Source organism: Tepidimonas charontis (assembly GCF_007556685.1).
In the GTDB taxonomy this organism is placed as follows: Bacteria; Pseudomonadota; Gammaproteobacteria; order Burkholderiales; family Burkholderiaceae_C; genus Tepidimonas; species Tepidimonas charontis.
Window position 1 is genome coordinate 20112 of sequence record NZ_VJON01000020.1, and the last position, 12353, is coordinate 32464.

Sequence of the window (12353 nt, forward strand, 5' to 3'; positions counted from 1 at the left end):
CCTCGCACATGTGCACTGCCGCGCCCGACCGCCGGTGCGCGACACGCCTGTCGGTTACCATTCTAGGCAGTTCCATCGTCGCTTCGCAAGCTCCGCCCTATGCACGCCACCCGCATCTTGGCCATTCGTCATGGCGAGACCGCCTGGAACCGCGACGCACGCATCCAGGGCCAACTCGACATCGGGCTCAACGATACCGGGCGCTGGCAGGCGCAGCGGGTGGCGCAGGCGCTCGACGGCGAAGCCATCGACGCGCTGTACGCCAGCGATTTGGCGCGCGCGCGCGACACCGCCGCCGCCATCGGCCAACGGCGCACGTTGTCCGTGCAACTGCACCCGGGGCTACGCGAGCGTCATTTCGGCATCTTCCAGGGCCGCACCTGGCGCGAACTGGAGGCCGAGCATCCCGACGTGGTACAGGCCTGGAAAACCCGCGTGCCCGACTACGCACCGCCGGGGGGCGAGTCGCTGCTGGCGTTGCGCACCCGGGTGGAGCAGACCTTGGCTGAATTGGCGGCGCGCCACCTGGGCGGGCAGATCGTGGTGGTGGCGCACGGTGGCGTGCTCGACATTCTGTACCGCGCCGCAGCGCGCGTCGATCTGCAGGCGCCGCGCGCCTGGGCCATGGGTAACGCGGCCATCCACCGGGTGCTGTGGTCGCCCGACGGCGGCTTTGCCCTGCTGTCATGGGGCGATACCCGGCACCTGGAGGAAGCCGAAGAGGCCGGCCCGCTGGACGAAGCGGCGCAATAAAAACCCGCCCAACCGAGCCAAGGGGCGGGCCTTGCTTGCCATGGTACGCGCCGGCAACTCCCTTGGGGCGCGCCGGCGGCCACGCGAGGACTCCCTTGCCGGCGAAGCAGCGGCCGTGACCGCTTTTGCGCACAGCCGCCGCTGGCCGGGCTCACGGCGCCGTGGCCTGGCGCACCGCGTGCTCCCAGCGCGCCATCAGGGCCTCGGCCTGGCTGCGCGGCAGGGTAGGCCAAAAGCGCCGCTCCTGCCGCCACAACGCCGCGATCTCGTCGAGGCTGCGATAGACCCCGCTCTGCAAGCCGGCCAGGTAAGCCACCCCCAGCGCGGTGGTTTCGATGACCTGCGGACGCACCACCGGAATGCCCAGCAAATCGGCCTGGAACTGCATCAGCAGGTTGTTGGCGCTGGCGCCACCATCCACGCGCAGCTCGGCCACGGGGCCGGCGCCACCGGCTTCGGCGTCGCGGCTCATGGCCTGCAACAGCGCCGCGCTCTGAAAGGCGATCGACTCCACGGCAGCACGGGCGATGTGGGCCACGGTCGTGCCGCGCGTCAACCCGACGATGGCGCCTCTGGCCTGTGGCTGCCAATACGGCGCCCCCAGCCCGGTGAAGGCGGGCACGAACATCACGCCCGCGGCGTCGGGCACCGACGCCGCCAGGCTTTCCACCTCGGCCGAGGTGGCGATGGCGCGCAGACCGTCACGCAGCCACTGCACCACGGCGCCGCCGACGAACACGCTGCCCTCCAGCGCGTACGCCCGCTCGGTCGAGGGCTGAGCGGCGCTGGTGGTGAGCAAGCCGTTGTCGGACGGCTGAAAGCGCGCGCCGGTGTGCATCAGCATGAAGCAGCCGGTGCCGTAGGTGTTTTTTGCCAAGCCCGGCCGAAAGCAGGCCTGCCCAAAGAGCGCCGCCTGCTGATCGCCTGCGACCCCGGCGATCGGCAGCCCGCGCGGGCCGTACTCGCCCAGCACGCCGGCAGCCACCTCGCCGTAGGGGTGGCTGGACGGATACACCGCAGGCAGCAGCTCAGCAGGAATGTCCAGCACGCGCAACAGCTCCTCGTCCCAGCGATTGTCGCGCACGTTGAACAGCAAAGTGCGCGCGGCGTTGCTGACATCGGTGGCGTGCACGCGCCCGCCGGTGAGCTGCCAGATCAGCCAGCTGTCCACGGTGCCGAACGCCAATTCGCCACGCTGCGCGCGCGAGCGCGCGTGCGGTACATGGTCCAAAATCCACTTCAGCTTGGTACCGGAAAAATAGGGGTCGAGGCGCAGCCCGGTCTTGTCCTGCACCAGCGGCTCCCATCCGGCAGCGCGCAGCGCGGCGCAAATCGGCTCGGTGCGGCGGTCTTGCCAGACGATGGCGTTGTAGATGGGCGCGCCACTGGCACGCTCCCACACCACGGTGGTTTCACGCTGGTTGGTGATGCCCAGCGCGGCGATGGCCCGTGCCTCGGCACCCAGCCGTGCCAGCACCTGTTGCGCGGTGGCACGCTGGCTGTCCCACAGTTCTCGCGGGTCGTGCTCCACCCAGCCCGGCTGCGGGTAGAGCTGACGAAATTCGCGCTGCGCCATCGCCACGATGTGGCCGTCGCGGTCGAACACGATGCTGCGGGAGCTCGAGGTTCCCTGATCCAGAGCCAACAGATACGACATGGCAGCCGGCGAAGTGAGTGATGAGTGATCGGGGGAGCGCGCGCGTCATTCGAGCCCAGTGCCGGACACCGCGCCATCGAACAAATCGGCGCGGGCGGGCGCCGGCAAGCCGAGATGGCGGTAAGCCGCCAGCGTCGCCACGCGGCCGCGTGGCGTGCGCTGCAGATAGCCCTGCTGGATCAGGTAGGGTTCGATGACGTCCTCGATCGTGCCCGGCTCCTCGCCGATGCTGGCGGCGATGTTGTCCAGCCCGACCGGGCCGCCGTCGAATTTGTGGATCACGGCCTCCAGCAGCTTGCGGTCCATCAGGTCGAAGCCCAGCGGATCGACGTCGAGCATGGCCAGCGCGCGCGCGGCGAGCTCGCGCGTGATGGCACCATCGCCCTTGACCTCGGCGTAGTCGCGCACACGGCGCAGCAAGCGATTGGCGATGCGCGGGGTGCCGCGTGAGCGGCGCGCGATCTCGAACGCACCCTCGGGGTCGATGGGCGCCCCCAGCAAGGCCGCGCTGCGCGCCACGATCGCCCCGAGCTCCTCGGGCGTATAAAACTCCAGCCGCGCCACGATGCCGAAGCGGTCGCGCAGCGGGTTGGTCAGCATGCCAGCACGCGTGGTCGCTCCCACCAGCGTGAAGGGCTGCAAATCGAGCTTGATGCTGCGCGCCGCCGGCCCCTCGCCGATCATGATGTCGATCTGATAGTCCTCCAGCGCCGGGTACAGGATCTCCTCCACCACCGGCGAGAGGCGGTGGATTTCGTCGATGAACAGCACGTCGTTGGGCTCCAGGCTCGTCAGCAGCGCCGCCAGATCCTTGGGCTTTTCCAGCACCGGGCCGCTGGTCTGGCGCAGGTTGACCCCGAGCTCGTGCGCGATGATGTGCGACAGCGTGGTCTTGCCCAGACCGGGCGGGCCGAACAGCAGCACGTGGTCCAAGGCTTCACCGCGTTTTTTGGCCGCACCGATGAAGATTTCGAGCTGCTCGCGCACCTTGGCCTGCCCGACGTACTCGTGCAGGCCCTTGGGCCGCAGGGCGCGCTCCAGCGCCTCCTCGCGCGCGGACTCCGGCGCCGCCGACACCAGGCGCGGGCGCGGCACCGGGGCAAAGTCGTCGGTCTGAATACTCATGGCCGCCTCACTTGGCCAGCGCCTTCAGCGCCAGCTTGATGCCTTCACTCACACCCACCCCGGCGGGCAGGGCCTGCAGCGCCGCCACCGCTTCGCGCTCGCTGTAGCCCAGCGCCAGCAGCGCCTGCTGGATGTCGGCGGCAGCGTCGCTGACCGGCGCCGGCGCCAGCGCAACCGGCGACACCCCCAGTTTGCCTTTGAGCTCGAGCAGCAACCGCTCGGCGGTCTTTTTGCCGATGCCGGGAATCTTGATCAAACGCGCCGCCTGCTGCTGCGCCACCGCCTGCGCCAGCTCATCGACGCTCAGGCCCGACAGCAGCGCCAGCGCGATGCGCGGCCCCACGCCGCTGATTTTGATCAGCTCTCGAAACGCCGTGCGCTCGGCCGCGCTGGCAAAGCCAAACAGCATTTGCGCGTCTTCGCGCACCACGAAGTGCGTCAGCAGCGCCACGCGCTCGCCCACCGCCGGCAAGCCGTAGAAGGTGCTCATCGGCACCTCGACTTCGTAGCCCACGCCGTGGCAATCGATCAGAAGGTGCGGCGGGTGCTTTTCCAACAATGTGCCGCTCAGTTTGCCTATCATTCACGTCTGGCCCTCGCTGCATCAGATGGAATTATCGACTTGATCCTGCGCCACGCCTTCACCCCCGCCGACAACACGCGCCTGGCGCATCTGTGCGGCCCGCTGGATGCCCATTTGCGCACCGTGGAAGCAGCGCTGCAGGTGCGCATCGCCCACCGTGCCGAGCATTTTCGCGTCGAAGGCCCCAAAGCCGCCGCCACCCAGGCCATGGAGGTGCTGCAAGCGCTCTACGAACTGGCGCGCGAGCCGATCGCCAGCGAAACCGTGCAGTTGATGCTGGCCGGCGACGCCACCCCCCCGGACGGCGATATCGCGGCGCCGGTGCTGCAGACGCGCCGCGGCGAAATCCGTGGGCGCACTGCCAACCAAGCGCGCTATCTGGCAGCCATCGCCGCGCATGACATCACCTTCGGCATCGGGCCGGCTGGCACCGGCAAGACCTATCTGGCCGTGGCGTGCGCGGTGCAGGCCCTGCAGCGCAGCGCGGTGCAGCGCCTGGTGCTGACGCGCCCGGCGGTGGAAGCGGGCGAGCGCCTGGGCTTTTTGCCGGGCGACCTGGCGCAAAAGGTGGACCCCTACCTGCGCCCGCTGTTCGACGCGCTCTACGACCTGATGGGGTTCGATGCCGTGCAAAAGGCGCTGGAGCGCCAGCAGATCGAAATCGCCCCGCTGGCCTTCATGCGCGGGCGCACCCTCAACCACGCTTTCGTCATCCTGGATGAGGCGCAAAACACCACGCCCGAGCAGATGAAGATGTTTCTGACGCGCATCGGCTTCGGCTCCAAGGCCGTCATCACCGGCGACGTCAGCCAGATCGACCTGCCGCGCTCGCAGCTGTCGGGGCTGATCGACGCCGAGCGCGTGCTGCGCCGGGTGCAGGGCATCGCCTTCACGCACTTGACCAGCGCCGACGTGGTGCGCCATCCGCTGGTGGCGCGCATCGTCGATGCCTACGAGGCGCGCCCGCAACCGCTGGGCACAGGCGCGTGACGCCGACACCTGCCCCGCCCGATGCCACCAAACTGCCGCTAACTGGATAGAACACCGCCCCATGCCGCTGCCCCAGCTGAGCCTGTCACTGCAATTCGCCCGCTTCGACGGCGTGGCCGTACACCGCGCCGCGCTGCCACGCCACGCGGTGCGGCGCTGGCTGCGCCATGCGCTGGCGCGCGACGGCGAGCTGGCCGTGCGCATCGTCGATGAGGCCGAAGGCCGGGCGCTGAACCGCGACTTTCGCGGCAAGGACTACGCCACCAATGTGCTGACCTTCGACTACGCACACGCCCCGGTGGTGCAGGCCGATCTGGTGCTGTGCGCCCCCGTGGTGGCGCGCGAAGCCCAAGAGCAGGGCAAACCGCTGCGGGCGCACTATGCGCACCTGTTGGTGCACGGGGCCCTGCACGCCCAGGGCTGGGATCACGAAACCAGCGAAGCCGACGCCGAGGCGATGGAGGCGCGCGAAGTCGCCATTTTGGCAGCGCTGGGCTTTCCCAATCCATACGCGGCGCGCTGACGGCGCGCGGCCGCCTCACTTCAGATCGGCGACATCGTCGAAATGCGCTTCGACATCGCTGGGCAGCAGTTGAATCGTGGCGCGCAGCCCTGGCACTGCGCTCATCAGCGCCTGCTCCACGCTCAGGCGCAAGGCGGCGGCGCGCCCCAGTGTCCAGTTCGCCGGCATGTGCATGTGCAGGTCCACATAGCGGCGCTGGCCGGCCTTGCGCGTGTGCACGTGGTCGAAGCGCACGATTTCGACGCCGTCGCGCTGGTGGGCAAAACCCTGCAGCACGCGGTCGATTTCGGCGCGCACTTCGGGTTCGACCGCTTCGTCCATCAGCCCCTGCGACGCCTGCCACAGCAGCCGCGTGCCCTCACGCGCGATATTGGCGCCCACGGCCAGCGCCACCAGCGCATCCAGCCACAGCCAGCCGGTGGCAGCCGCCAACCCCAGGCCGACGACCACTCCGGCCGACGTCCACACGTCGGTGAACAGATGGCGCGCATCCCCCTCCAGCGCCGCCGAGCGATGCACGCGCGCTGCCCGCAGCATGACCCAGGCCAGCGTGCCGTTGAGCACCGAACTCAGCACCGACAGCGCCAGCCCCCAGTCCAGCCGCTGCAGCGGCTGCGGCATCCACAGACGCTGCAGCGCCGCCCAGGCAATGCCGGCGGCCGCCGCCAAGATCAACAAACCTTCGAAGCCAGCGGAAAAATACTCCGCCTTGTGGTGACCATACGGGTGCGCATCGTCGGCCGGGCGCGCCGCCACCGTCACCATCCACAGGCCAAACATCGCGCCGGCCAGGTTGACCAGCGACTCCAGCGCATCCGACAGCAGCCCCACCGAGTCGGTGAGCCACCACGCCAGCGTCTTGAGCACGATGGTGGCCACGGCCACGCCGACCGACACCGCCAACAGGCGCTGCGGGGTCAGGCGCCGCCAAAGCGACGGGGGTGAAGAGGCCATGGCGTCGCTCACTCCAGCGTCACGCGGGCAAATTTGCGCTTGCCCACCTGCACGACGTAGGTGCCCGCGCCGAGCTTCAAGCCACGGTCGCTCACCACCGCGCCGTCCACGCGCACACCGCCGCCGTCGATGAGGCGGTTGGCCTCGCTGGTCGAGGGGGCCAAACCCGCGCTCTTGAGCAGCACGCCGATGCCCAGCGGCGCCCCCTGCAGCCGCACGGCGGCGATCTCATCGGGTATGCCGCCCTTGGCGCGGAGGTTGAAATCCTGCTCGGCCGCGTCGGCTGCGCGCGCACTGTGAAAACGCGTCGTGATCTCCTTGGCCAGCAGCACCTTGGCGTCGCGCGGGTTGCGGCCCGCGGCCACCTCGCGCTTGAGCGCCTCGATCTCGGCCAGCGGACGCAGCGACAACAGGGGATACCAGCGCCACATCAGTTCGTCGCTGATCGACATCACCTTGGCGAACATGGTGTTGGCGTCTTCGGTGATGCCGATGTAGTTGCCCTTGGACTTGGACATTTTCTCCACGCCGTCCAAGCCTTCGAGCAGCGGCATGGTCAGGATGCACTGCGGCTCCTGCCCGTACTCCTGCTGCAGGTGGCGACCCATCAGCAAATTGAACTTCTGATCGGTGCCGCCCAGCTCCAGGTCGGCGCGCAAGGCCACCGAGTCGTAGCCCTGCATCAGCGGGTAGAGAAATTCGTGGATCGAAATCGGCGTGCCGGCCTTGAAGCGCTTGGTGAAGTCGTCGCGCTCCATCATGCGCGCCACCGTGTATTTGGCCGCCAGCTGGATCAGGCCGCGCGCGCCCAGCGCGTCGCTCCATTCGCTGTTGTAGCGGATTTCGGTACGCGCCGGATCCAGCACCAGGCTGGCCTGGCGGTAGTAGGTCTCGGCGTTGGCCTGGATCTGCTCCGGCGTCAGCGGCGGACGGGTCGCGTTGCGGCCCGAAGGGTCACCGATCAGCGACGTGAAGTCACCGATCAGAAAAATGACGGTATGCCCGAGGTCTTGCAACTGGCGCAGTTTGTTGAGCACAACCGTGTGGCCGAGGTGGATGTCGGGCGCCGTGGGGTCCAGGCCCAACTTGATGCGCAGGGGCACGCCCGTGGCCTCGCTGCGGCGCAGCTTGCGCACCCAATCCGCCACCGGCAACAGTTCCTCGCAGCCGCGCAGCGTCACCGCCAGCGCGTTGCGCACGGCCTCCGTTGCGCCCTCCAGCGCCGCGGCAACGGGGTCGTCGGTGGCCATCGCTGTATCTTTGTTCATGAGGTCAATCCCGGATGACAGGAGCGCTACGGCGGTTATACTGCATTGATTCGTGCCGCCGACCGGGGCTCGCAAGCCTGCGGCCGTGGTTCGCGCCTCTTGGGCGCTCGATTGTAGTCGGCGGGCAATTCGGTGATCTTTGCCATCGTCACCCGAAGGGTGGCGGTGGTATCGGGTGGCTTGGTGTCGCCCGCACGCAAACAGGCATGAACGCACACACGCTCATCGACACAACCCGCCTGTGGCTACAACGACATCCGCGCCGCCTCACTGCGGCGCTGGCCATCCTGCTGCTCGGTACGGGCGTGACCGCCTTTGGCACCGGCCCGCTGGATGCCGCGCTCAAGGCCATGCCGCGCACCACGGTGGTGCAAGCGGTCGCGTTGCCCGACGAGGCGTTGGCCGCTTCGACGGATACGGCGCCGTTCGTTTTGCACCGCAGCGACCTGACCCGGCGGGACGATACCTTGGCCACGCTGCTGCAACGCCTGGGTGTGCGCGACACCGGTGCCATCGAGCGCCTACGCCGCGAGCCCGCGCTGGCCGAACTGTGGCGCGGGCCGGCTGGCAAGTTGGTCAGCGTCGATGTCGACGACGACGGGCGCCTGTTGCGCCTGCAGGCCCGCTGGCTGGCGCGCACCGATGACACCACCTTCCAGCGCCTGGACGTCCGGCGCGCCTCACCCCCCCACAGTGCGTGGAACGTGCGGCGCGACAGCGCACCCTTGAACGCCTCGGTGCGGCTGGCCAGCGGCACCATCCGCAGCTCGCTGTTTGCCGCCACCGAAGCCGCGCGCCTGCCCGATGCGGTGGCCTCGCAGCTGGCCGACTTGTTGGGTGGAGAAATCGACTTCCGGCGTGATCTGCGTGCCGGCGACACCTTTGCCGTGGTGTACGAGGCGCTGGAAGCCGACGGCGAACTGCTGCGCTACGGGCGCCTGCTGGGGGCAGAGTTCGTCAACAACGGGCGACGACACCAGTTGGTGTGGTTCCAGCCGCCGGGCAGCCGTGGGGCCTACTACACTTTCGAAGGGGAGAGCCTGGCACGCGCCTTTCTGGCCTCGCCGCTGGCGTTTACCCGCGTCAGCAGCGGCTATGGCATGCGCTTTCACCCCGTGCACGGCGACCGGCGCGCCCACTTGGGGGTGGACTATGCCGCCCCTACCGGCACACCGGTGCGGGCGGTGGCCGACGCCAGCGTGGCCTTCGCCGGCTGGCAACGCGGCTACGGCAACGTCGTGGTCTTGCAGCACACAAATGGGCGTCAGACGCTGTATGCGCACCTGAGCCGCATCGATGTGCGCAAAGGCCAGCGGCTGGAGCAAGGGCAGACCGTTGGGGCCGTCGGCGCCACCGGCACCGCCACCGGGCCCCACCTGCACTTCGAGTACATCGTCAACGGACAGCACCGCGACCCGATGACCATCGCCCGCGACAACCCCGGTGGCGAGCCGATCGAGGCGCGCTGGCGCTCGGCCTTCGTACAACACGCGGCCGGTATGCGCAGCCAACTGGCTGCCGCTGCCACCCTCGTGCAAGCCAGTGCCGAATAACACGCCTGCGCTGGCATGCGCTGCATCGGCTTGATGTCGGGTACCTCGCTCGACGGGGTGGATGGTGTCTTGGTCGATTTCGACGCGCCGGATCACGCCGGCGGTCGGGTGCTGGCGGATACGGCTTTGCCTTTGCCCGAGCCGCTGCGTGCCGACCTGTTGGCCTTGCAACACAGCGGACCCGATGAACTGCATCGCGCCGCGCAAGCCGCCGCGGCGCTGAGCGCGCTGTATGCCGAAGCGGTGCACGCGCTGCTGCGCCGCAGCGGCCTGACGGCGCGTGACATCGCGGCGATCGGCGCGCATGGGCAAACCGTGCGCCATCTGCCCCCGGGTCACACGCGACTGGGTGCCGGCGAGGCTGCCTACACGGTGCAATTGCTCGCCCCCGCGCGCCTGGCCGAGGCCACGGGTATCGCTGTCGTGGCCGACTTTCGCAGCCGCGACATCGCCGCTGGCGGCCAGGGAGCGCCCTTGGTGCCAGCGTTTCACCGCGCCGCCTTTTGGCAACCCGGACACGCACTGGCCGTGGTCAACATCGGCGGTATCGCCAACGTCACACTCATCGACCCGGCCGGACACGTGCGCGGCTTCGACACCGGACCGGGCAACGTACTGCTCGATGGCTGGTGTGAGCGCCACACCGGTGCGCGTTTCGATGCCGACGGCGCCTGGGCGCGCCAGGGGCGCGTGTTGCCGGCCTTGCTCGACGCCTGTTTGGCCGACCCCTATTTCCAGCGCTGCGGTGCCCGCAGCACCGGACGCGACCACTTCCATCTGGGCTGGCTGGCCGAACGGTTGAACGCCTGCGGCCTGACCGACGCTGCCCCCGCCGACGTACAGGCCACGCTGGTGGCGCTGACCGCGCACACCATCGCGCACGCGCTGCGACAGGCGGCCACCGTCACCCCAGAGGTGGTGTGGGTGTGTGGAGGCGGCGCACGCAACGGCCTTCTGATGCAGGCCCTGCAGGTCCGATTGACCCCGGTGCCGGTACGAGCCACCTCGGCGCGCGGCTGGCCGGTGCAATGGGTGGAGGCGGCGGCCTTCGCCTGGTTGGCCCGACAAACACTGCTGGGGCAAGCCGGCAACGTCCCCGAGGTCACGGGCGCTGCCGGGTCGCGCATTTTGGGCGCACTGTATCGGGCATGAGGAAAAGCGGCCATGCGCCGCGATCATCGCCCGCCGGCAGTCATGCCAACTACCTCACGCCCAGTCAGGGATGAGGCCAGCGGTAAAACGGGCCGCAGGCGCCACGGCGGCAGCGACATCACCCGGAGCGCCACACCCAGCAACCGACGCCGGGACGCGGGCAAGCATCAGCCGACGCTAAAGCTGGAGCCGCAGCCGCAGGTGGTGGTGGCGTTGGGATTGCGGATGACGAACTGCGCGCCTTGCAGATCTTCCTTGTAGTCGATCTCGGCGCCCACCAGGTACTGGTAGCTCATCGCATCGATGAGCAGGGTAACGCCGTTTTTGGTCATCTGCGTGTCGTCGTCGTTGACGACCTCGTCGAATGTGAATCCGTACTGAAAGCCGGAACAGCCGCCGCCCTGCACGAAGACGCGCAGCTTCAGCTCGGGATTGCCCTCCTCGGCGATCAACTCCGCCACCTTGGCCGCCGCGGCATCGGTGAAGATCAGCGGCGCCGGCATCTCGGTGGTGGCTTCGGCAGTGGTTTCGGCAACAGCAGTCATGGCAGCATCCTCGTCACGGTTATGGGCAGCGCGATTCGAGCGTGGTCACGCCAGCAACGTGATCGGCGGTCGCACGGCCACTCGGCGTCGTCGCGGCGTCCATGCGACCACCCTCAACGACACCCATTTATCAAAGCATAGCAAAACGATCGGGAATAACCCAAATCGGGGCCCCGCGATACCCCTGCTGGACACAGGGATGAAGGTGGACGACGCCGACCATCGGGCGCAACGCCCCAGCCCGCCGGCAACGCAACGGCCACCGGCGACGAAAGCCACTGCGCCCAAGGCCGCACAACGCACAAAAAACCCGCGCACCGGGCGCGGGCTGGGCATACGTCGGTAGCAGACGACGCCGATCAGCGCTTGCTGAACTGCTTGGCGCGACGGGCCTTGCGCAGACCCACCTTCTTGCGCTCGACTTCGCGCGCGTCGCGCGTGACGAAGCCCGCGGCGCTGAGCGCCGGCTTGAGGCTGGCGTCGTAGTCGATGAGCGCACGGGTGATACCGTGGCGCACCGCACCGGCTTGACCGGATTCGCCGCCACCGTGGACGTTGACCATGATGTCGAACGTCTCCAGGTGGTTGGTCAGCACCAGCGGCTGCTTGGCGATCATGATCGAGGTTTCGCGACCGAAATAGTCTTGGATGTCGCGACCGTTGATCGTGATCTTACCGGAGCCTTTCTTCAGGAACACGCGCGCGACGCTGGACTTGCGACGGCCCGTGCCATTGTTCCATTCACCAATCATGGCCGCTCCTTAGATTTCCAACACCTTGGGTTGCTGCGCGCCGTGCGGATGCTCGGGGCCGGCATAGACCTTGAGCTTCTTGATCATGGCGTAGCCGAGCGGCCCTTTGGGCAGCATGCCCTTGACGGCTTTTTCCAGCGCGCGGCCGGGATGCTTGGCCTGCATGTCGCGGAAGTTGATGGAGCGGATACCACCCGGATAACCGGTGTGGCGGTAGTAGATCTTGTCCAGGGCTTTGTTGCCCGTGACGCGGATCTTGTCGGCGTTGACGACGATGATGAAGTCGCCGGTGTCGACGTGAGGGGTGTAGATGGCCTTGTGCTTGCCGCGCAGTCGGCGTGCCACTTCGCTGGCGACACGTCCGAGCACCTTGTCGGTGGCGTCAATCACAAACCACTCATGCACCACCTCAGCGGGCTTGGCGCTGAAGGTTTTGGTCATGATCGTTTCCTGTGGTTTGGCGGGCCCTTTTCCGCGGTCGGCGCTGCTTCAGCCGGC

The 12353-nt window shown here is 68.3% G+C and carries 13 protein-coding genes; 5 read left to right on the plus strand and 8 right to left on the minus strand.

All coding sequences use genetic code 11. The annotated features are described in order from the left end of the window. Positions 1-99 precede the first annotated feature (99 nt). Positions 100-753, plus strand: a complete 654-nt coding sequence (locus Tchar_RS07275) for a histidine phosphatase family protein (protein WP_144328388.1) — start codon at positions 100-102, stop codon at positions 751-753. A gap of 151 nt (positions 754-904) precedes the next feature. Here Tchar_RS07275 and glpK read toward each other — a convergent pair whose 3' ends face one another. From glpK to ruvA, 3 genes are read right to left on the minus strand one after another with little or no spacing between them, the layout of a single operon-like run. After that, positions 905-2410: a glycerol kinase GlpK gene (glpK, locus tag Tchar_RS07280; RefSeq protein ID WP_144328389.1), complete on the minus strand. Its 1506-nt coding sequence runs from the start codon at positions 2408-2410 to the stop codon at positions 905-907. Positions 2411-2455: 45 nt separating this feature from the next. Then, on the minus strand, positions 2456-3535 hold the full coding sequence (ruvB, locus tag Tchar_RS07285; RefSeq protein ID WP_144328390.1) for a Holliday junction branch migration DNA helicase RuvB: 1080 nt from the start codon (positions 3533-3535) through the stop codon (positions 2456-2458). A 7-nt stretch (positions 3536-3542) separates the two neighbouring features. Next, positions 3543-4118: a Holliday junction branch migration protein RuvA gene (gene ruvA / locus Tchar_RS07290; RefSeq protein ID WP_144328391.1), complete on the minus strand. Its 576-nt coding sequence runs from the start codon at positions 4116-4118 to the stop codon at positions 3543-3545. A 39-nt stretch (positions 4119-4157) separates the two neighbouring features. Here ruvA and Tchar_RS07295 point away from each other — a divergent pair, with 39 nt between their 5' ends. Both Tchar_RS07295 and ybeY read left to right on the plus strand, forming a co-directional pair. After that, on the plus strand, positions 4158-5108 hold the full coding sequence (locus Tchar_RS07295) for a PhoH family protein (protein WP_144328392.1): 951 nt from the start codon (positions 4158-4160) through the stop codon (positions 5106-5108). A 61-nt stretch (positions 5109-5169) separates the two neighbouring features. Further along, positions 5170-5631: an rRNA maturation RNase YbeY gene (ybeY, locus tag Tchar_RS07300; RefSeq protein ID WP_144328393.1), complete on the plus strand. Its 462-nt coding sequence runs from the start codon at positions 5170-5172 to the stop codon at positions 5629-5631. 15 nt (positions 5632-5646) lie between these two features. On the opposite strand, the gene Tchar_RS07305 is transcribed toward ybeY, so the two are convergent. Together Tchar_RS07305 and tyrS are read right to left on the minus strand one after the other, a co-directional pair. Further along, positions 5647-6585: a cation diffusion facilitator family transporter gene (locus tag Tchar_RS07305; protein WP_144328394.1), complete on the minus strand. Its 939-nt coding sequence runs from the start codon at positions 6583-6585 to the stop codon at positions 5647-5649. Positions 6586-6593: 8 nt separating this feature from the next. Beyond that, positions 6594-7835 carry a tyrosine--tRNA ligase gene (tyrS, locus tag Tchar_RS07310; RefSeq protein WP_408033543.1) on the minus strand — a complete coding sequence of 414 codons (1242 nt, stop codon included), beginning with the start codon at positions 7833-7835 and terminating at the stop codon, positions 6594-6596. Between the two features lie 224 nt (positions 7836-8059). Here tyrS and Tchar_RS07315 point away from each other — a divergent pair, with 224 nt between their 5' ends. Together Tchar_RS07315 and Tchar_RS07320 are read left to right on the plus strand one after the other, a co-directional pair. Then, on the plus strand, positions 8060-9406 hold the full coding sequence (locus Tchar_RS07315) for a M23 family metallopeptidase (RefSeq protein ID WP_144328396.1): 1347 nt from the start codon (positions 8060-8062) through the stop codon (positions 9404-9406). Between the two features lie 15 nt (positions 9407-9421). Further along, a complete protein-coding gene (locus Tchar_RS07320; RefSeq protein WP_144328397.1) occupies positions 9422-10558 on the plus strand; it encodes an anhydro-N-acetylmuramic acid kinase in 1137 nt (378 codons plus the stop codon). A gap of 167 nt (positions 10559-10725) precedes the next feature. Here the strand turns inward: Tchar_RS07320 and erpA are convergent, their stop codons facing one another. The 3 genes from erpA to rplM form a co-directional block, all read right to left on the minus strand. Then, positions 10726-11103: an iron-sulfur cluster insertion protein ErpA gene (erpA, locus tag Tchar_RS07325; protein WP_144328398.1), complete on the minus strand. Its 378-nt coding sequence runs from the start codon at positions 11101-11103 to the stop codon at positions 10726-10728. Positions 11104-11462: 359 nt separating this feature from the next. Then, positions 11463-11855 (minus strand): 30S ribosomal protein S9, encoded by a 393-nt coding sequence (gene rpsI / locus Tchar_RS07330; RefSeq protein ID WP_043698681.1) that lies wholly within the window; start codon positions 11853-11855, stop codon positions 11463-11465. A gap of 9 nt (positions 11856-11864) precedes the next feature. Then, positions 11865-12296, minus strand: coding sequence for a 50S ribosomal protein L13 (gene rplM, locus Tchar_RS07335; RefSeq protein WP_144328399.1), 432 nt, complete (start codon positions 12294-12296; stop codon positions 11865-11867). Between the last annotated feature and the right edge of the window lie 57 nt (positions 12297-12353).